The organism is Planococcus sp. PAMC 21323 (assembly GCF_000785555.1).
Taxonomy (GTDB): Bacteria; Bacillota; Bacilli; order Bacillales_A; family Planococcaceae; genus Planococcus.
This window is the reverse complement of the sequence record NZ_CP009129.1, coordinates 2,844,905-2,863,235: the sequence shown is the minus strand read 5'-3', so window position 1 is coordinate 2,863,235 and position 18,331 is coordinate 2,844,905. Positions and strand designations below refer to the sequence as shown.

20 protein-coding genes are annotated in these 18,331 nt (G+C 39.5%); 13 read left to right on the top strand and 7 right to left on the bottom strand.

Annotated features, from left to right (window positions below; genetic code table 11):
- Positions 1 to 29 precede the first annotated feature (29 nt).
- Positions 30 to 2,921: a DEAD/DEAH box helicase gene (locus PLANO_RS14125; RefSeq protein WP_038705073.1), complete on the top strand. Its 2,892-nt coding sequence runs from the start codon at positions 30 to 32 to the stop codon at positions 2,919 to 2,921.
- An 83-nt stretch (positions 2,922 to 3,004) separates the two neighbouring features.
- On the top strand, positions 3,005 to 3,451 hold the full coding sequence (locus PLANO_RS14120) for a DUF4357 domain-containing protein (protein WP_038705072.1): 447 nt from the start codon (positions 3,005 to 3,007) through the stop codon (positions 3,449 to 3,451).
- 293 nt (positions 3,452 to 3,744) lie between these two features.
- Here PLANO_RS14120 and PLANO_RS14115 read toward each other — a convergent pair whose 3' ends face one another.
- Entirely contained in the window at positions 3,745 to 4,731 is a 987-nt protein-coding gene (locus tag PLANO_RS14115) for a YhdH/YhfP family quinone oxidoreductase (protein ID WP_038705071.1), read from the bottom strand.
- A 110-nt stretch (positions 4,732 to 4,841) separates the two neighbouring features.
- Between PLANO_RS14115 and PLANO_RS14110 the strand changes: the two genes are divergently transcribed.
- Positions 4,842 to 5,264, top strand: coding sequence for a MarR family winged helix-turn-helix transcriptional regulator (locus PLANO_RS14110; RefSeq protein ID WP_038705070.1), 423 nt, complete (start codon positions 4,842 to 4,844; stop codon positions 5,262 to 5,264).
- A 40-nt stretch (positions 5,265 to 5,304) separates the two neighbouring features.
- Here PLANO_RS14110 and PLANO_RS14105 read toward each other — a convergent pair whose 3' ends face one another.
- Complete coding sequence (locus PLANO_RS14105; RefSeq protein WP_038705069.1) at positions 5,305 to 6,537, bottom strand: AI-2E family transporter; 1,233 nt, start codon at positions 6,535 to 6,537, stop codon at positions 5,305 to 5,307.
- Positions 6,538 to 6,882: 345 nt separating this feature from the next.
- On the opposite strand from PLANO_RS14105, the gene PLANO_RS14100 reads away from it, so the two are divergent.
- Both PLANO_RS14100 and PLANO_RS14095 read left to right on the top strand, forming a co-directional pair.
- Positions 6,883 to 7,251 carry a DUF4181 domain-containing protein gene (locus PLANO_RS14100; RefSeq protein WP_038705068.1) on the top strand — a complete coding sequence of 123 codons (369 nt, stop codon included), beginning with the start codon at positions 6,883 to 6,885 and terminating at the stop codon, positions 7,249 to 7,251.
- Positions 7,252 to 7,317: 66 nt separating this feature from the next.
- Complete coding sequence (locus PLANO_RS14095) at positions 7,318 to 7,677, top strand: DUF4181 domain-containing protein (protein ID WP_038705067.1); 360 nt, start codon at positions 7,318 to 7,320, stop codon at positions 7,675 to 7,677.
- Positions 7,678 to 8,030: 353 nt separating this feature from the next.
- Here the strand turns inward: PLANO_RS14095 and PLANO_RS14090 are convergent, their stop codons facing one another.
- Complete coding sequence (locus PLANO_RS14090) at positions 8,031 to 8,615, bottom strand: TetR/AcrR family transcriptional regulator (RefSeq protein WP_038705066.1); 585 nt, start codon at positions 8,613 to 8,615, stop codon at positions 8,031 to 8,033.
- A 158-nt stretch (positions 8,616 to 8,773) separates the two neighbouring features.
- On the opposite strand from PLANO_RS14090, the gene PLANO_RS14085 reads away from it, so the two are divergent.
- A complete protein-coding gene (locus PLANO_RS14085) occupies positions 8,774 to 9,508 on the top strand; it encodes a glucose 1-dehydrogenase (RefSeq protein ID WP_038705065.1) in 735 nt (244 codons plus the stop codon).
- Between the two features lie 16 nt (positions 9,509 to 9,524).
- On the opposite strand, the gene PLANO_RS14080 is transcribed toward PLANO_RS14085, so the two are convergent.
- Both PLANO_RS14080 and PLANO_RS14075 read right to left on the bottom strand, forming a co-directional pair.
- Positions 9,525 to 10,136 (bottom strand): hypothetical protein, encoded by a 612-nt coding sequence (locus PLANO_RS14080; protein ID WP_038705064.1) that lies wholly within the window; start codon positions 10,134 to 10,136, stop codon positions 9,525 to 9,527.
- A 76-nt stretch (positions 10,137 to 10,212) separates the two neighbouring features.
- On the bottom strand, positions 10,213 to 10,557 hold the full coding sequence (locus PLANO_RS14075) for a hypothetical protein (RefSeq protein ID WP_038705063.1): 345 nt from the start codon (positions 10,555 to 10,557) through the stop codon (positions 10,213 to 10,215).
- An 88-nt stretch (positions 10,558 to 10,645) separates the two neighbouring features.
- Here PLANO_RS14075 and PLANO_RS14070 point away from each other — a divergent pair, with 88 nt between their 5' ends.
- From PLANO_RS14070 to PLANO_RS14060, 3 genes are all read left to right on the top strand, one after another.
- Entirely contained in the window at positions 10,646 to 11,035 is a 390-nt protein-coding gene (locus PLANO_RS14070) for a DUF4181 domain-containing protein (protein ID WP_038705062.1), read from the top strand.
- Between the two features lie 5 nt (positions 11,036 to 11,040).
- Positions 11,041 to 11,433: an RDD family protein gene (locus PLANO_RS14065; RefSeq protein ID WP_038705061.1), complete on the top strand. Its 393-nt coding sequence runs from the start codon at positions 11,041 to 11,043 to the stop codon at positions 11,431 to 11,433.
- A gap of 270 nt (positions 11,434 to 11,703) precedes the next feature.
- Positions 11,704 to 12,921 carry a CynX/NimT family MFS transporter gene (locus PLANO_RS14060; RefSeq protein ID WP_052124331.1) on the top strand — a complete coding sequence of 406 codons (1,218 nt, stop codon included), beginning with the start codon at positions 11,704 to 11,706 and terminating at the stop codon, positions 12,919 to 12,921.
- Between the two features lie 279 nt (positions 12,922 to 13,200).
- Here the strand turns inward: PLANO_RS14060 and PLANO_RS14055 are convergent, their stop codons facing one another.
- Both PLANO_RS14055 and PLANO_RS14050 read right to left on the bottom strand, forming a co-directional pair.
- Positions 13,201 to 13,875, bottom strand: a complete 675-nt coding sequence (locus PLANO_RS14055) for an HAD family hydrolase (protein ID WP_038705060.1) — start codon at positions 13,873 to 13,875, stop codon at positions 13,201 to 13,203.
- Positions 13,876 to 13,998: 123 nt separating this feature from the next.
- Complete coding sequence (locus tag PLANO_RS14050; RefSeq protein WP_038705059.1) at positions 13,999 to 14,937, bottom strand: Gfo/Idh/MocA family protein; 939 nt, start codon at positions 14,935 to 14,937, stop codon at positions 13,999 to 14,001.
- Between the two features lie 197 nt (positions 14,938 to 15,134).
- Here PLANO_RS14050 and modA point away from each other — a divergent pair, with 197 nt between their 5' ends.
- From modA to PLANO_RS14030, 4 genes are all read left to right on the top strand, one after another.
- A complete protein-coding gene (gene modA, locus PLANO_RS14045; RefSeq protein ID WP_038705058.1) occupies positions 15,135 to 15,905 on the top strand; it encodes a molybdate ABC transporter substrate-binding protein in 771 nt (256 codons plus the stop codon).
- Positions 15,902 to 16,585 (top strand): molybdate ABC transporter permease subunit, encoded by a 684-nt coding sequence (gene modB / locus PLANO_RS14040; protein ID WP_038705057.1) that lies wholly within the window; start codon positions 15,902 to 15,904, stop codon positions 16,583 to 16,585. The genes modA and modB overlap by 4 nt, the downstream gene beginning before the upstream one ends.
- 4 nt (positions 16,586 to 16,589) lie before the next feature.
- A complete protein-coding gene (locus PLANO_RS14035) occupies positions 16,590 to 17,228 on the top strand; it encodes an ATP-binding cassette domain-containing protein (protein WP_038705056.1) in 639 nt (212 codons plus the stop codon).
- A gap of 68 nt (positions 17,229 to 17,296) precedes the next feature.
- On the top strand, positions 17,297 to 18,316 hold the full coding sequence (locus PLANO_RS14030) for a ThiF family adenylyltransferase (RefSeq protein WP_038705055.1): 1,020 nt from the start codon (positions 17,297 to 17,299) through the stop codon (positions 18,314 to 18,316).
- Positions 18,317 to 18,331 lie beyond the last annotated feature (15 nt).

The window sequence follows — 18,331 nt, the reverse complement described above, 5'->3', positions numbered from 1 at the left end:
ACGCTGGCTAAGAGAGGCGAGGGACAGAGATGAATTTTCTTCAGAATTTAGAGGACTCACTATACAAAGGTTTTATCGATCAAGCAAAACCGAGTGGCGAACGTTTTAAACCGACTTTGCTCATCAATAATACAAAAACAAATGAAACGGTGCTGAACTCGATTACTGAGGAGTTGGATGGTTGCCAATCGTTTCTCTTTTCTGTTGCTTTTGTAACTGAGAGTGGGTTAGCGACGTTAAAAACCCATTTATCGGATCTTGAACGAAAAGGAATTAAAGGAAGAATTTTAACTTCAACTTTTTTAAACTTTAATCAGCCGAAAGTCTTTAAGGAACTCTTGAAAATCAATAACATCGAAGTCCGTTTATCGAGCATGAAAGGATTTCATTCAAAAGGATATATTTTTTCTCATGAAACACATCAAACTTTAATCGTCGGAAGTTCTAATTTAACGGCACAAGCATTAAAAGTGAATTATGAGTGGAATGTCAAATTGAGTTCTCATGAAAATGGCGAATTGGTTTCGCATTTCTATCGACAGTTCGAAGAAGTTTGGGAGAATGCACAATCTTTAACAGATCAATGGATTGAAACTTATGAACAGTCGTATGTTCCAGTGGAGTATCGGAAAGAGCTAAAAAATGTAGCGGAGTTCCCGGAAGTTTATATCGAAAACCCACTAGAGCTAGCAGTTACTGTTGAACCAAATAAAATGCAAAAAGCAGCTCTTCGAGAAATTCAGGCAGTACGCGAATCAGGAAATGATAAAGGCCTGGTGATTTCAGCAACGGGTACTGGGAAAACATATTTATCAGCCTTTGACGTGCGGAGCTTTGCGCCAAAGCGCATGTTGTTTATCGTGCACCGAGAACAAATTCTTCAAAAAGCAAAATCTGACTTTATTCGAATATTGGGTGGCGTGGAATCTGATTTTGGTATTCTTTCAGGGAATTTAAGAGAGACCGATGCGCGTTATTTGTTTGCTACGATCCAAACGATTTCGAAGGAAGAAACACTCAAGCAATTAGATCCAAAAGCTTTTGATTATATTTTAATTGATGAAGTACATAAAGCGGGAGCGAAATCCTACCAAAAAGTGATTGAGCATTTTCAGCCTCAGTTTTTAATGGGCATGACGGCAACACCAGAGCGAACGGATGATTTTAATATATATGAGCTATTCGACTATAACGTAGCGTATGAGATTCGTTTGCAAGAAGCATTGGAAGAAGACATGCTTTGTCCGTTTCATTATTTTGGGGTAACTGATGTGGAGTATGAAGAAGGTGTCATTGACGAAGCGACTGTCTTTTCAAAACTCGTCACAACAGAACGAGTCGACCACATCATGCAAAAAATTCATTATTACGGTCACTCGGGTGAAAAAGTGAGAGGGTTAATGTTTTGCAGTCGAAAAGATGAGGCGATTAAGCTTTCTGAAGAATTGAATCGGCGCGGCTTAAAGACAGTCGCATTAACCGGTCAAGATTCGCAAGAAGAACGAGTTTTACAAGTTGGTCGATTGGAAAATGGTGTACTGGATTATATTTTAACGGTCGATATTTTCAACGAAGGAATTGATATACCGAGTGTTAACCAAGTTGTGATGTTAAGACAAACGCAGTCGAGCATTATTTTTATTCAACAGCTTGGTCGTGGGTTGCGTAAGCATGGCTCTAAAGAATTTGTGACAATCATTGATTTTATCGGGAATTATAAAAACAATTACCTGATTCCAGTAGCTTTGTCAGGAGAGCGCTCGCAAAATAAAGATAATATTCGTCGTCGCATGAAAGATACGAGTTATATTAAAGGGATTTCTACTGTAAATTTTGAAGAAATCGCGAAAAACCGAGTATTTTCAGCGATTAAAAAAAGTAATTTAAGTGATATGAAAATTCTTCGTGATGCTTATATCGAATTAAAAAATAGAATCGGCCACATTCCGCAACTTCAAGATTTTATCTATCATAATTCAATTGATCCGTTGGTCATTGTTCAAAAGTACACGACCTATCATCAGTTTTTATTAAAGCTAAAAGAAGTAGATCCGCTTGTAACGGTTTATGAAGAGCAAGTGCTGACAATGCTGTCATTAGAGATCTTAAACGGCAAACGACTTCATGAAATTTTATTGCTAGAGTTATTATTGGAGAAAGGTCAAACCACGATGGAAGCGTATGTCGAATACGTAACATCGCATAACTGTACGGTTGACGCTACAACTTTAGCTTCTGTACAACGAGTTTTGGATTTGCGCTTTTTCAATCAAGGTCCGCAAAAAAAATATGGGGATAAACCACTTGTGGTTTTCGGAGAAATGGATATTCATTTTAATAGAGACATTCAAGAAAGTTTAAAAAAGAATTCTAGCTTCAGAGCGATGTTTACGGACTTAGTTGTAAGTGGGAAAGAGCTAAGTAAAAACTATGAATGCGACCGTCCATTAACACTTTATAAAAAGTACACGCGTAAAGATGCTTGTCGGTTATTAAATTGGGCGAGTGATGAAAGTTCTACCATTTACGGATATAAAACAAAGCATGGGTCGTGTCCAATTTTTGTAACATATCATAAAGCTGACGAGGTCGAATCGAGTGTTGCTTATACAGAAGGGTTTGTCAGTCCAGAAATTTTCAAGTGGTCGACAAGAAGCAATCGTACATTAGCATCTGGAGAAGTAAAAACAATCATCGACGCTGCTGAAAACAATATTGACCTTCACTTGTTCATCAAAAAAGATGACGATGAAGGTGGAGACTTTTATTATTTAGGTCAAGCCTTGCCAGATAAAGAAAATATCGAGCAAGCGTTAATGAAAGATAAAAACGCTAAAGAAATTCCAGTCGTTCATATGCATTTAGCTTTGCAAAATGCGGTAAATAGCAAGTTGTACCATTATATTACGAGTGAAGAATGATTTGAGATCGTGTAGCCATTTCTTAATTGTTTCTCTATTTCTATTGTAAGGAATCGAAACTTACTATAGAGGAGGAAGAGAGAATGAAAGAATACTACGTAAAGAAAGTTCAACACCCACAAGAAGGCGAACTATATCAATTTCTAGAGGTGGATAACAAAACGGGTCTGGAACAAATTATCGATCCATTTGAATCAGGTATGCTGCAATTGCATGCACCACTTGAAAGAGCACCTGATTTGTTTTTCATCACGTCAAAACGCGGAGCGGATGCGACCGGGTTTTACCGAAAGAATCAATTCGTTGTGCAGAGAGGTTCTAAGTTTGCGGCATCGACTTCGCCGAAATGTCCGAAAAAGTATATAAAGCTGCGAGAAAACTTAGTGCTCGACAAATTACTGGTACCGTTTCAACACCAACTTTTATTAATGGAAGATACCGAATTTGATTCACCGATGATGGCGATGGGGGCGGTCATTGGTGGCTGGGTACGGGGTGCACATGATTGGAAAGCAGCTAATAATAAATAAAGTGAACAAAAGCGGAAAAGCTCACATGAGCTTTTCCGCTTTTTAGGTTTTGAAAAGTTATTTGATTGGTTAAGGCAAACTACATGTTAGGGGAGAAAGCCTTCACCAAATGGTTTGGAGAAGTGTCCGTTCGACTCCTGCGGATTAGCGAGACGGTCGAGACCCCGCAAGGAACAAAGTGACTGAGGAGGCTTGAACGCGAGCCCGCGGAAAGCGAACGGTAAGCTTCGGAAAACCATGACTTATTAAAAATTTTTAGACAGAATATCTCTTTCTGGTAAGACTAGAAAATCTTATAACTTCACAATCGTTCTTCCCAAATGTTGCCCGTTTTTAATGGCATCAATCGTTTCGGTCAGTTCACTGAGCGTAATTTCGTTTACTAAAGTCGTTTGTGTAATGTTCCAATCGTCGGCCATTTTGTCCCAAATCGCGCCTCGGTTTTCGATTGGTACGTTGACAGAGTCGATTCCAAGTAAGTTTGTGCCTCGTAGGATAAACGGCAAGACCGTCGTTGTGATTTGAAGACCACCGGCGTTTCCGCACATACTCATGCTGCCACCGTATGAAATTTGCGGGATCAATACGGAAGCAATGTCACCGCCAACCGTATCTAATACATAATCAAAACGTGTTTTGTTTAAAGGCTTTTGCAATTCACCTAAGTCCTCTGCAAAAACAACGTTTGTGGCGCCAAGTGATTTTGCGACTTCTTCTTGGTGTTCTTTTCGCACTAAAGCTGAAATGTTTTGGAAGCCCATTTTGGATAAAATCTGCAATGCGATACTGCCAACACCGCCTGTTGAGCCGGTTACTAAAATTTCAGGGTTTTTCGCTAAGTCCATGCCGTTTTGTTCTAATGCATGGATTGAAAGTGCTGCTGTGAATCCAGCAGTTCCGAAAACCATTGCGTCTTTTAAGCTCAAGTTTTTAGGTAACGGGACAATCCATTCTGCAGGCACACGTGCATATTCAGAAAATCCACCAGTATGGCTCATGCCCATCGCAAATCCTGTGACGATCACTTGTTGTCCTTCGCTAAAGCGAGCGTCTGTTGAAGAAACGACAGTACCGCTCAAATCGATGCCAGGAATCATTGGGTAATTGCGGATGACACCTGTATTTTTCTGAACTGCAAGCATGTCTTTGTAATTAATCGAAGAATAAGCAACTTTGATCAAAACGTCGCCTTCAGAAAGTTGGTCTAAATTGATCTCTTCTGAACCATAAATAATTTGGTCTTCATGTTCTTTTACTCTAACGGCGTTAAATGACTTCACGTGATTAGCCCCTTTCAGTATCTTTTATCACAAAATAGTTCTGCGACAAAACTGTTTGAATACAAAACCTAACATGTTAAGATAGATGATGTCAATATGGAGGAGATTTTATGGATATTAAAGAATGTATCAATTACTTATTAAGTGTTAGTCAAAATAAGGTCTTTAAATACTTTAGCGTACTTTTAGAAGAACATAATTTAACACCAGCCCAGTATGGTGTACTGAATTGTTTATGGAGTAAAGGTGAATTGTCTCCAAAGCAAATTGGCGGAATGATGCGCCTAGAAGCTTCGACAGTATCTGGAATCTTGGATAAAATGCAAAAAGCAGGCTTTATCGAACGATCGATCGATCCTGAAAATCGACGCAATATTTTAGTTGTACCAACGTCAAAATCAATAGCCATTCAAAAAGAGGTTGAAGAGACGACTGAAAGATTAAACCAAACGGTTCTTCAAGACTTGTCAGATAGTGACCAAATGGCGTTAAAGAAATTATTAGGCACGATTATTCAATCGGATTTTAATTGACTAGTAAGGAGCCACTGAATCATGGGATTCGGTGGCTTTTTTAACGTAGTTTCTTTTTCAAGCTCAATTGTTTTTTCTTTTTCTTTTCAGAGACAGGTGGTTTTGGTGCTGGATTAGATGGATCATCATACAATCCGGTATAGCGCTGATACCAGCTAAATAAATGGACTAGCACCACTTTGATGACGGCATAAGCAGGTATGCCGAGAATAACGCCCGGAATACCAAACAGGTTGCCTGCGGTCAGTAAGACGGCAATAATGGTGATCGGGTGAATTTGTAAATTACTACCGAGAATCAGTGGTTGAAAAACACGACCCTCCAAGGTTTGTTCGATAAAAAAAACAACGAGCACTTTAGCTAACATAATGGGCGAATGCACAACAATCGCGATAATTACAATGGGGATAAAGGCAATAAAAGAACCTAAAAATGGGATTAAGTTTAACGCACCTGCCAGAATACCGAGTGTTAACGCGTATTTCAGTCCAATGATGCTAAAGCCAATCCAAAACATTAATCCTACGAAAAAGGCGACGAGAAGTTGCCCGCGAATGTATTGGCTAATTTGTAAGTTCATCTCGCGTAGCAACAAATAGCTATTTTCACGCATTTTTGACGGAACAAGTTTCATCATATGATAAGGCAGATGATGACCATCTTTTAGCAAATAGAATAAGATAAAAGGTGTTGTGATTAAAGCGAGTAAAGTTGTGGATAGCACACCAAAAACACTGCCCAATCCAGTGACGGTAGAACCGACGACGTTTTCTGTTTGCCCGGTGATTGATGTGGATAGCGGTTCTGTACTTCCCATTAATTGCGTTTGCAATCGTGACAACAAATCATTTTGGAAAAAATTATCGACTTGAGAGATAAAGGTATTCATATAGTCTTGCCAATTATCGATCAAGCCCATCAGTTGTTCCCGAATAATTGGGATCAATGTCGCAATGCCCCACGCCAGTAATCCAGCAATCACAATAAAAACAATGGAGATACTGGCGGTTCGCGGAATATTTTTAGTCTCCATCCAGTCAATGAGTGGGTTTAGCAAATAATAAAAAACACCCGCCATAATAAGCGGCAATCCCATGACGTCAAAAAAGGCAACAAAAGGCTGAAAAACAAAGCTGACCTTAGGTAACAGCAATAAATTCAGCAAAATCAATAAAACAATAATCAGTACAGATACCGCTTTGTTGTTTAATACCCATTTCACAAACCAAGAAGCTGCCTGGCTTAATGCCCGTTTGTTTTTATCATGCTCCATCGTCAACACCTCTTTCTGATCAAGCTGTTTTAGACCCTCCAATACACCCGTAATTTGTTAACTATAAAATACCCGTATATTAAAGTTTTCACACCAGCCCATCCGTTTACTTCCTCTAATGAACGGAAAAGAAATGTTTATCCACATGTGGATAAAGTTGAAAGAATGACGAAACGATAAAGTTATCCCCGTTTAAACGTGAATTCATCCACATATTCAAGAAAACAGTTAGTAGATAGATGTTTTTTTGAATTTTGCATGTTGATTGAGAGGTATCTTAGCAAGAAAACGTAACTTTTCCCCAATTGCTTCGTAGAATAGATAAAGGTTTTGGAGGTGTGGAAAATGGAACAATTATTGATATTTTGGTTCTTTGCGATTATTGGCTACGCAGTATTACGAAACCTTATAAAGAAAAAGCTTGGAATTGATAAAGAAGAAAAAGCAGGCGTTCGCGTCAAAAAATTTGAGTTTTGGAATTCGGGGATATCTGTATCAATAATAATTGTATTGATACTTGTTTTCTATAACTCACTGAGTGTACTTTTAATTTCAGCAACAGCAGTTTTCGTAGTAGGGAACACTGTACAAATTTTCCTGGAGTGGAAATACTTAAAAGGATCGCGAAAGTACGTGTTATCGTTCGTTGATTTTGCGTTTTTAGCAATATGGATGATCGCGATTTATGTAGTCATCTATGTACAAATTATTTAGTAGCAAGCTTTTTAATCCGTTGGGTTGTTAACAACCAATAGAAAAAGGTTTTAGGAGGTGAGGCAAATGGAATTTGTCTTTTTCATATGGTTAATCGTAATTATTGGTTTTTCTTTATTAAACAAGTTTTTGAAAAAGCGTTTTGGCATTGACCAAGAAGAGCAAGCGGGGATTCCAGTGAAGAAATTTGAGCGGTGGAATAATTGGTTACTAATCGTGGCAATTATCGTTTTATGGTTTAATCTACATGCTTCGTTAGAATCATTTTTCTTCTGGTTAATAGTGATCCTCGTCATAGGAAATAGCGTGCAAATTTATTTGGAGTGGAAGTACTTAAAAGGTTCGCGGAAATATCAACTGTCTCTCATTAACTCTACACTTGGGGCACTCGCAATTATGATCATTCTCATAGTTGCAGCAACTTAAAACAAAGCTCACTTTTGCAGGTTTCAAAGTCAGAAAACCGCGTTGGCCACTCTGGGGATGACTCCCGCAAGAAGCCAGGAACACACCTGTCTTCTTGCTTCGTCTACCCCGCGGACGCGCCAACGCTAGAGTCTATAATAAATAGATGGATCAAATACTATCCAGGTTTTCTATAAATAAAGGAGGCAATAAGAAGAGGTATTGGAGAAAATTATTCCCAATACCTCTTTTGTCTATATGTTGAGGCATTCCCTTAGGAGGGAATGCCTTTTTAAGAATATGGAATAAGTAGATATCCTCCTATACTTCATCTTCGTGAAAATCAGATACTTTTACTAGTTAAAAATAAGAAGTTATTTATCTAATACAACCGATCCGTCATACATTTTGCCATGAAGCTTGGATAGTTTGGCCGCCATTACTTCTGGAGAATCTTTAAAGTCTTGCTTGATCCAATAGAGAAAGAACCCTAATGTTCCATAAGTCATAAAGTAATTGAGTGTTGGAATTTCCAATTCACTTTCTTCCTCTAGGCGCAATTCGGTTGCGGCTACTTGCACTAGAGCTTCGCAAAATTTGTTTTGTGAGCCAGGAAGTATTTCTCCTGTGATAATCAATTTGAAAATCGACTGGTGCTGATAAATGTATTCAAATATCGGCAACTGTCGTTGAATGTCTGTCGAAGAAAAGCGCTCTAGTCCTTGGAAGCTTTTGCGGAAATAGCCGGCGAGACCATCCAAGTAATCTTCAACGATCGCTGCAAGCAATTCGTTTAAATCTTTGTAATGTGAATAAAACGTGACGCGGTTACATCCAGCCTGATTGGCAACTTCTGTAATGGTCAATTGCGACAGTTCTTTTTCATTTAATAGTTGTAGTAACGCACTTTTTAGCATTTTTTGAGTTCGGAGAATCCGACGATCTTCGGTGTTAGGCATATTGTTTTCCTCCTATAAGTGTATGGAAAGTGAACAGGACTATATATTAAGTATGACACTAAATCTTTTTAGTGGACAACATGACGAGTTATTTGTTAACTTACAATTGTAGTTTAAAAGTATTTCAAATTCACGTTAACCCTCAGGAGGAATAATACATGGCACGTTTAGAAGGTAAAGTAGCAATTATAACAGGAGCAGCACAAGGTATGGGTGCGGCGCACGCGAAAAAATTTGTAGATGAAGGCGCGAAAGTGGTCATCACAGATTTAAACGAAGAAAAAGGAAGCGCGTTAGCAAAAGAGCTTGGAGACAACGCATTATTTGTGAAACAAAACGTAACAAGCGCTGAAGACTGGGAAACAGTTGTAGCTGAAACTGAAAAAGCATTTGGTCAAGTAGACGTATTAGTGAACAATGCGGGTATCACGATGGCTAAATCAATTTTAAAAATGACGGAAGAAGAATACCGTCGCATCGTAGACATTAACCAAGTTTCTGTATTCCTTGGCATGAAAACAGTCATTCCAGCAATGCAAAAAGTGGGTGGCGGTTCAATCGTCAACATTTCTTCGATGAACGGTATCGTTGGTGGCGCAATCGGTTACACGGATACGAAATTCGCAGTTCGTGGCATGACAAAAGCAGCAGCACTTGAATGTGCAAACTATGGCATCCGTGTAAACTCTGTACACCCAGGCGTTATTGCAACTCCAATGGTTGTTCAAGAAGATACAAAAGCAGCTGTTGAAGCATTCTCTAAATCAATCCCAATGAAACGTCTTGCAGAATCTGAAGAAGTTTCGAACATGGTCTTGTTCTTAGCTTCTGATGATGCAAGCTATTCTACAGGTTCAGAATTCATCATCGATGGTGGATTAACAGCTCAGTAATCAAAAAAAAAAGCCGTTACGCTGATTTTAGCGTAACGGCTTTTTTATTTAGATAGAGTACGAGAATAGGTCCTGAAATTGGAATCCAAGCAAGAGACTTATGTTTAGCTTGTGGATAAAAATGATATACGGTATAAACCGATAAGCCCCAAAGCACAAACCAATCGACGGTCATGACGGAAACAAGACCTGAAGCGAAGAAAGCTTCTTGATAAGCAGCTAGCGAAAATCCTTGAAACAAGGTCAGTGTATTGATGACCCAAAATAGCATTAATACGAGGAGCCAAAATTTCGAACTGAGAAAGCGAAAGAGCCACTCTGGTGTTCGTAGTCCTCTGTCGGCCTGTAGAATGCCGAACGCAAAATAGGGAAGAAGCGCAAAAGCACCAATGCCAAAAGAAAGTAGGGCAAACGGCCATGCTGGCCATTTTAGTCGGTCGTTTAACAATAAGATCGTTACAAACATCATTGGAAACAAACCCAGTGAATTAAAAACAGCAAGCACGAGTGGATCGATCGCACCGAGGTCGCCACTGAATATGCTTGTCAAAATCGGATCTGTTTCGCCTCCAGGGGCTAAAAAAACAGCATAGCCCATGAGTAGAAGCCAAATCGTTAAGAAAATCACCGCTATCACTCCTTTTGAAGCCGAGTTATTAAGTTTCTCATTCCCTAAAATAGACTTACACAAACGAGTGGGTGGGTTAGCTTAGCTGGAAGTAAGTTAAAACTGAAAATGCGACGACAATGAGTAAACTTCTGACTTTACTGGATTTCCAAGTAACGATAACCGAGCCAATGACACCTATAACCACCAAAACAAAACCGACTAATCGTAGGGGAGGGGTAGAAAAGGTGTCACTAAATTCAATAAGAAAATTCCCTAAAGCAACAGATCCTATGCTCAATAGGAAACTGCGTGAAGTAAAATCGGATTTTACCGACTGTTGGTCCGTCTCATTCATCTTAAAGTAGGCCCGTGCCATCATGCCAATCGGTATGCCAAAAGCAATGAGAAAAATAACAAGTGAATCTATATCTGTATTCAATGTAGATGCCCCCAGTCAAGTAAGAAAATAAATAAAAGGTAAACGCGCTTCTTTTGTAGAATTTTAACAGTCAAAGGAGTGCTTGCATATGGAAGTTATGATATATATTGGATTGTTTGTTCTTGTCATTTCTTATTTTCTTTTTACAAACGGATATTTAAAGAAAAAGCGTGGCATAAAAAGAGATTCGAGAAGTATTTTCCACGAAGACAAAAATCGGTTTGTATTGATTGTGCAAGGAATTATTTTCGTAGGTTTTATTTACGCGTGTATGTATTTGATTGCAGAACTAGATGCTACAGAACTTTCTGTAGCTATTCTAATCAGTCCTTTGGCAGGTTTCTTCGTTTTACAAACATTTGTAACTGGACTTGAAGAGTGGTTGCTCCACAGAGACAAAGCACGATACTGGTATGACTGGACTGAGACGATTTTTGTTGGACTAGTTTTTAGTTTGCTGTTGTTAATGAAAGGATGAAGGCTATGTATGAATTGACGAAAAAACGCGCCAAAGCATTGTTAATTGATTCGGTGATTGCTACAACTTTGTCATTTATGGTAGAACCGTTAGTGAAAAAGAACATAAAAAGCCCATTTTTTTATGGGATGGTTTTTCCGCATCTCTTTTTCCTTGGACTCGAGTTTGGGCAGCTACGAATGAGGGGGCAAACAGCTGGACAGAAAATGACAGGCATTGCGTTAAAAGACGAAGTCGGTGGAAAGCTAAGTTCTGAACAAATTTTCAAACGCATCGTGTACCGAGATACGATTGGTGCCATCATATACGCAAAAGATCGAGCACGCTATGATCGTTACAAAGGTGAAAAATATCCACATGACTTTTATGCACATACAGTCGTTAAAAAAGTAAATTAGAAGCCATCCCTCCTTATTAAAAGGAGGGATTTTTTTATGGTTTTTGAAAATTATAGTGCCGCATATAAAATGTAATCTACCGACATGTCATGCTAGTTTGATTTATTAGAATATATTATACCGATATACAATTTTGTTTTTTAACGCTACAATATCCAAGGTGCTAAATCATTCTACAATTTCTTGAAAAGATAAAAAGTATAAAATCGCACGTCAAAAACGATATAAATAGCTTGAAAGAATAGATAAGTAAGCTGTTGGAGGATCTGTATGAAGAGACAAAAAGAAATAAACAATACTGAAAAAGCTAGCTGGTTATTGCTGATTGGTATTGTGTTGATTGGAGCAAATTTGCGCGTACCGATCACGTCAGTAGGCACACTCATGTCGTTTATCCGTGAAGATCTTGCCATAAGCAATGCGGTCGCTGGGTTGGTTACAACATTGCCTTTGATTGCTTTTGCTGTGCTTTCTCCATTTGCACCGAAAATCGCTAACCGTATCGGCATGCAATGGACCATCGCCCTTTCCATGGTATTTCTTATTATCGGGATTGCCATAAGGTCTATAACGGGAATTGGTTTCTTATTTACAGGAACACTTCTAATTGGATTGGCGATTTCTATTGGGAATGTTTTGATTCCGGGAATTATTAAAATGAATTTCCCATATCGAATCGGAGTCATGACGGGGATATACGCAGTCTTTATGAATATATTTGGTGCGTTAGGTTCTGGTTTAAGTGTCCCCATTTCTGGTATCGGCAATATGGGGTGGCAAGGAGCGCTTGGGATTTGGGGATTGCTTGCCGTTGTTGCCTTAATCATTTGGCTCCCTCAGTTACGCAAGCAACAAGAGGTGGTACCAAGAGCATCTGTACAACCAAAACAAAAAACCAAGTTGTGGCGCTCACCACTTGCTTGGAGTGTCACTCTTTTCATGGGCGGACAGTCGTTAGTTTTTTATACGCTAATCGCTTGGATGCCAGATATATTGAGCACAATCGGGTATGATGCAAGTTCTGCTGGTTGGATGGTCTTTTTAATGCAGGCGGCAATTATTCCGACTACGTTTGTCGTACCGGTCATTGCTGAAAAACTAAAAAACCAAGTTGGGTTCGCTATTGGAACCGCCTTACTGTTCATGACTGGTTTTTCCGGATTACTTTTTGGCAATGCGATGCTTGTGCCGTTATGGGCAGTTTTGCTTGGAATTGCTGGGGGAAGTGGATTTAGTCTTTCTATGGTGTTCTTTACATTGAGAACCAAAGATGGAAAAGAAGCAGTAGAGTTGTCAGGAATGGCTCAATCATTTGGTTATATGTTAGCGGCGGTTGGTCCTGTTTTTGCGGGCGTTTTGTACGATATCGGTGGTGGTTGGACATTGCCACTGTTATTCTTAATGTTTATATCGATTATTATCTTACTTGCCGGTATTGTATCCGGTAAAGAAGGCACAATAGCAGAACGAGCCAAAAAAATAGCATAAATATGCAATAAGCTTTTATCATTCGACTTTCCGATCATAAGGAAAGTCTTTTTTTATGGATAAAATGAACAAGTGGAAATATATTGAAATCAGTTTCCCTTGTACTATTTATTATGCCCGTAGGATTTTTAGCAACGCAATAAGCCATGAAGGAGAGCGAAAAACTTACCACAAGTGGCTTTCATGCACGGTGCACAAAAGGATTGTGTGATGAACACTGGCAGCCGCTAATGAAAATAAAAAGAAGGTTCGAGCACTGTGCTCGAACCTTCTTTTCGATTAGTACTGATTTACTTTTATAGTCGATACCACACTTAGAAGATCTTTTAACGGCATATCAGCCATCGAATCCAATCGGTGGTCGGCGTGTCCAAATTCCATTGTGCTTGTGATTTGGTTTGGCACCACCACACAACTCATACCCGCCCGTTTTGCCGCTGTGGCACCATGAGCCGAATCTTCAAAAACAAGGCATGTTTTAGGTGCTAAATCCAAATGCTCGGCCGCTTGTAAATACAAAGCAGGGTCGGGCTTTACTTTTTCAACATGGTCCGACGTTCGGATGCACTGAAAGTAATCATACAAATCTAGGCGCTTTAAATGACTTGAAACCCAATGATAACTAGAACTCGATGCTAACCCAATTTTCAAATCCATTTCTTTTGCCGTTTCCAAATACTCTACGACACCTTCGCGTGGTTTTTCTTTAGACAACACGGAAAGAAAGCGTTCTTTGTATTGTTTATTGAGCAACTCGTGTTCCACGGGCTTGCCAATTTGCTGCTCCATATAATGAAACGGTGAAAACGAACCATCTGTACCCACTTCATTTTGCCACATGCCTAGTGGCAATTCGCTATTATACTCAGCAAACATTTCTTGAAGAAGTTGATACTGATGCGTTTCTGTATCAAAAATCAATCCGTCAAAGTCGAAAATAATTCCATTTATCATAATGGGCACATCCTTTATTATTTACTAAAATCCACGGTTTTTAAAAACTAACTTTACACTTTAGTAGATATAGAGCAAAACAATGGGCTCGCCTGTAGCGCTTTCTTCTTTGGAAACTACACTCTACGTCAACAACTTCGTCACTTCACGAGAAATAGCATGTGTATTGATCGCTGATTCTAACTGTTTGTTTTTCACGCAGCTGATAAATTCGGCTAACTCGTAATACATCGAGTCAAAGTCATGCGCTACCGATAAATCTTCAGTTTGACCGTCTCTATAGGTAATCGTGATGTTTTTGGGATCGCTGATGCGGTCAATTTCGATTCTGCCATTCTCCCCTTGAATTTCGCTCGGCATAAAAGAATCGCTTATCTTCGAATACATAATAATCGCTTCCATAGTTGGGTAACTTAAAATCATGCTGCCTTGCCCATCAGCACCTGTTGACAATAAAAATTGATTTTTAATCGCAGATTCCGGCGCACCCACTAAATGAATAATTGGCGCGATGCAATAAACGCCTAAATCCATTTTAGATCCATTGCCAAGTTCAGGTTTAAAGGCATTTTCTACAATGCCATCTTTGTACTTGTCATAACGCGAAGAATATTGATTGTAATGAAACACAAAGCGACGAATTGGTGCAATTTTATCGATATTTTTCTTCAAGTTTAAAAAAGAAGGAACTAATGTCGATTTCATCGCTTCCATGTAAGTCGTTTTGTACGTTTTTGAAGCCTCAATAATTTGGTCCATTTCTTCAATTGACGTCACCGCAGGCTTTTCGCAAAGAACATGAATGCCATGCTTCATCGCCAGTATGCTTTGCTCGGCATGCAGAGAGTTAGGTGAAGCAATGTAAACAGCTTCAATTTCGCCACTGCTAAACATTTCGCTCATATCTGTATAAATGTTTTTGACGCTATACTTTTCTGCAAAGGCTCTACCAGTTTCTAATTTCCGGGAGTACACGGCGCCAATAGAGAATTCTGTATGTTCGTTTGCCGCTTTAATAAACCGATCAGTTATCCAATTTGTACCGATAATGCCAAACTTCATTGCAACTCCTCCAATATATATACTATTCTCACCCTCTATTCTAACCTAAATATCTCCAAAAAGAGCGGGGGTTGTGTCCTTTCTAAAGATTGTTCGGAAAATGATTCAGCTTCTCTTCTACGGACGTTATACTGTAAGTACACAGAAGCTTCACTAAAATAGCTGAGCTCTACTTTTAAGTATGAGGAGTCTTTTAAATGAAAAAAATGATGGGTATGATCAGTTTGGTTTTATTAATGAGCGGTTGTAGCAATACTTCTGCGAAAAAAGAAGAATTGTTAGTTTCAGCAGCGTCTAGTTTGACTGAAGTGATGAAAGAAATGGAGCAACAGTTTCAAGAAGTAGAACCGGATATTAAGCTAACGTTCAATTATGGCTCTTCTAGTAAATTGAGAAGCCAAATCGAACAAGGTGCGCCGGCAGATTTGTTTTTATCAGCGAGTGAAAAAGATATGGAATTACTCGAATCTCAACAATTAATAAACACAGATAGTATAAAGACGTTTGCTGAAAATCAACTTGTTTTAGCTTCATTACAAGAGTTTCCAGTAACTGCTGAGTTTAAAGACCTCGTTTCTAATACAGAAAAAGAGATTGCGATTGGCGAGCCGGATAGTGTTCCACTCGGTGCCTATTCAAAGAAAGCATTAGAAAACGAAAATTTATGGCAAACGCTTGATGGCCGTTTTATTTATGCAAAAGATGCTCGTCAAGTCGTGACATACGTGGAAAGCGGGAATGTAGACCTCGGTATTATTTACTCTTCAGATGCTGTTATTTCCCGGGAAATTGTCGGAACACTAGAAGTTCCAGGGCAGAAGGATTCTATTATCTATCCGGGAGCAGTGGTTGCGGATTCAGAAAAAAAGATTGAAGCAGCTGCTTTTTTAGAGTTTGTCACTAGTTCTAAAGGACAAGCGATCTTTGAAGAATATGGATTTATGCCAGTAGCTGAGGAAACGCCATGATGGCTTATGATTTGTCACCGCTATGGCTATCGCTCAAAGTCGCTGTTATTTCAACTTTTTTTGTGTTTATCGTAAGCCTTGCGCTAGCTCGCTTAATGAAGAGACGGGAGTTTTTTGGCAAAAGTTTTCTTGAAGCTTTGATCCTATTGCCTTTAGTATTGCCACCGACCGTAATTGGTTTCGGGTTGATTGTGTTATTTGGCGTAAATGGACCACTCGGTATAGTCCTTGAACAGTGGTTTGGCTTTCGCGTAGTGTTTACATGGATGGGTGCGGCGATTGCGTCGTTTGTTGTATCGTTGCCGCTTATGTATCAAAGTGTAATGGCTGCTTTTGAAAAAATAGACCCACGCTGGGAAAATGTAGCACGAACTATGGGTGTATCCGAATGGCGAATTTTTAGGACAATAACATTTCCACTCGCTTGGTCGGGGATCTTGGCAGGATTAATCTTGGCTTTTGCACGTGGCATCGGTGAGTTTGGTGCTACCTTAATGATTGCTGGCTATATTCCAGGGGTGACGGAAACGATTCCACTGGCTATTTACTTTGCTTATGAAGCAGGGGATATGGAAAAAGCTTTGTTTTGGGTATTGATCGTTTCTTCGCTTGGAGTAGCTGCCATTACATGGGTTAATTATTGGCGTAAAAAGACGGTCATGAGGATTGGAAGGGAATGAGCACATGCTTCAAGTGGATTTTCAAAAACAATTAGATCATTTTCGGTTAACGATGCAATTCGAATTGGATAAAGAAATCTTAGCATTGGTGGGTTCTTCTGGTTCTGGCAAGACGACATTATTAAACTGCATCGCCGGTATCGTCCATCCAGATGCTGGTGAAATTTCATTGAATGGTCGAACATTTTATAAAGAAGAGCATAAACCTTTAAAGATACAAAGTCGAAAAGTAGGTTATTTGTTTCAAGATTACGCGTTATTTCCGCATTTGACTGTAGAACAAAACATTCTTTACGCGGTGCCAAAAAAGAGTGATATTGCGCATATAACTGAATTAACGAAAATTCTTGGCATAAAGGGTTTGTTAGGCAAATATCCACACCAAATTTCAGGCGGTGAAAAGCAACGTGTTGCCTTGACTCGTTCATTAGCCGCTCAGCCCGATATTTTATTATTAGATGAGCCTTTTTCAGCACTGGATGATGCCAATCGCGATCGCTGTCAAAGTGAATTGCTGCGAATTCACGAACAGTGGCAAATTCCCATTATTTTTGTGACTCACCGAATTGCGGATGCTGAAAAACTAGCAGATCGCATGATGAGAATTGAAAAAGGACAGATGACCGAAGAAACTGTACGCTGAAAATAGGAACAAGTTTAGAATGATAAAAACCGTTAGAACGATTAAACGGCCAGAAGGTGGGAATCACAGTGGATGAACGTTATTCAAGGCAAGTCTTATTCAAACCGCTTGGGGAGTCGGGCCAACAACACTTATCACGTGCGACCGTTACCATTGTGGGTTGCGGAGCTTTAGGGTCAGCGATTGCAGAAACATTGACGAGAGCAGGTGTTGGAACGATTCACTTAGTAGATCGTGATTATGTAGAAGCCTCAAACTTGCAGCGACAGCAATTATTCACAGAAGAAGATGCACGTCAAATGATGCCAAAAGTGGCGGCAGCTGAGCAGAGACTAAAAGCCATCCGCAGCGATTTGCAGTTATTCACGTATTTAGAACATCTCGATGCGACAGGTATGGAAAAGTTAGCAGCCGTTAGTGATTTGATTTTGGATGCGACGGATAATTTTGAAACGCGGTTGTTGATCAATGATGCTTCTGTAAAATACGATGTGCCTTGGATATACGGTGCATGCGTCGGCAGTTCAGGAGTTGTGTTTCCTTTTGTGCCGAAAGAAAGCTCATGTTTCCGTTGTTTAATACCCGTTCTTCCAGCCATCAATGAAACATGTGATACAGTCGGTATTATCTCGCCAGCTGTTCAAGTAACAGCTGCCTTGCAATGCACAGAAGCCTTAAAGTGGTTGAGTGGCAACCGTGGTGCTATGCGTAAAAAAATTCACCACTTCAATTTGTGGGACAATAGCCAATTAGATATTGGCATTTCGCGTATTAAAGACCCCAACTGCAAAACTTGTGGAGAAGATGCGGTATTCCCGTCACTCAACGAGACAGCCGCTAGTTCTTACGCCGTTTTATGTGGTCGTGATGCTGTGCAAATTTTACCTGATGCGAACCGTCCGATTACATTAGACGATGCTGAAAAAGCTGGCCAACGATTAGCGGCAAGGGTAAAAAGAACGCCTTATTTTGTTGAGTTGAACGTATTTGATCATCGCATGGTGTTGTTCGGCAATGGTCGATTACTCATTCATGGCGTCCACAATATAGCAGAAGGTCGGAAGTTATATCATCAAGTATTTGGCTAAAAGAGAGGAGCGGTT

Excerpts from the sequence above, each read along its gene's own strand:
- PLANO_RS14095 (WP_038705067.1), top strand. The coding sequence starts at position 7,318 with ATGGAATTTGTCTTTTTCATATGGTTAATCGTAATTATTGGTTTTTCT.
- modA (WP_038705058.1), top strand. The coding sequence starts at position 15,135 with ATGAAAAAAATGATGGGTATGATCAGTTTGGTTTTATTAATGAGCGGT.
- PLANO_RS14120 (WP_038705072.1), top strand. The coding sequence starts at position 3,005 with ATGAAAGAATACTACGTAAAGAAAGTTCAACACCCACAAGAAGGCGAA.
- PLANO_RS14070 (WP_038705062.1), top strand. The coding sequence starts at position 10,646 with ATGGAAGTTATGATATATATTGGATTGTTTGTTCTTGTCATTTCTTAT.
- PLANO_RS14090 (WP_038705066.1), bottom strand. The coding sequence starts at position 8,615 with ATGCCTAACACCGAAGATCGTCGGATTCTCCGAACTCAAAAAATGCTA.
- PLANO_RS14050 (WP_038705059.1), bottom strand. The coding sequence starts at position 14,937 with ATGAAGTTTGGCATTATCGGTACAAATTGGATAACTGATCGGTTTATT.
- PLANO_RS14085 (WP_038705065.1), top strand. The coding sequence starts at position 8,774 with ATGGCACGTTTAGAAGGTAAAGTAGCAATTATAACAGGAGCAGCACAA.
- PLANO_RS14065 (WP_038705061.1), top strand. The coding sequence starts at position 11,041 with ATGTATGAATTGACGAAAAAACGCGCCAAAGCATTGTTAATTGATTCG.
- PLANO_RS14060 (WP_052124331.1), top strand. The coding sequence starts at position 11,704 with ATGAAGAGACAAAAAGAAATAAACAATACTGAAAAAGCTAGCTGGTTA.
- PLANO_RS14125 (WP_038705073.1), top strand. The coding sequence starts at position 30 with ATGAATTTTCTTCAGAATTTAGAGGACTCACTATACAAAGGTTTTATC.
- PLANO_RS14055 (WP_038705060.1), bottom strand. The coding sequence starts at position 13,875 with ATGATAAATGGAATTATTTTCGACTTTGACGGATTGATTTTTGATACA.
- PLANO_RS14100 (WP_038705068.1), top strand. The coding sequence starts at position 6,883 with ATGGAACAATTATTGATATTTTGGTTCTTTGCGATTATTGGCTACGCA.
- PLANO_RS14105 (WP_038705069.1), bottom strand. The coding sequence starts at position 6,537 with ATGGAGCATGATAAAAACAAACGGGCATTAAGCCAGGCAGCTTCTTGG.
- PLANO_RS14035 (WP_038705056.1), top strand. The coding sequence starts at position 16,590 with ATGCTTCAAGTGGATTTTCAAAAACAATTAGATCATTTTCGGTTAACG.
- modB (WP_038705057.1), top strand. The coding sequence starts at position 15,902 with ATGATGGCTTATGATTTGTCACCGCTATGGCTATCGCTCAAAGTCGCT.
- PLANO_RS14110 (WP_038705070.1), top strand. The coding sequence starts at position 4,842 with ATGGATATTAAAGAATGTATCAATTACTTATTAAGTGTTAGTCAAAAT.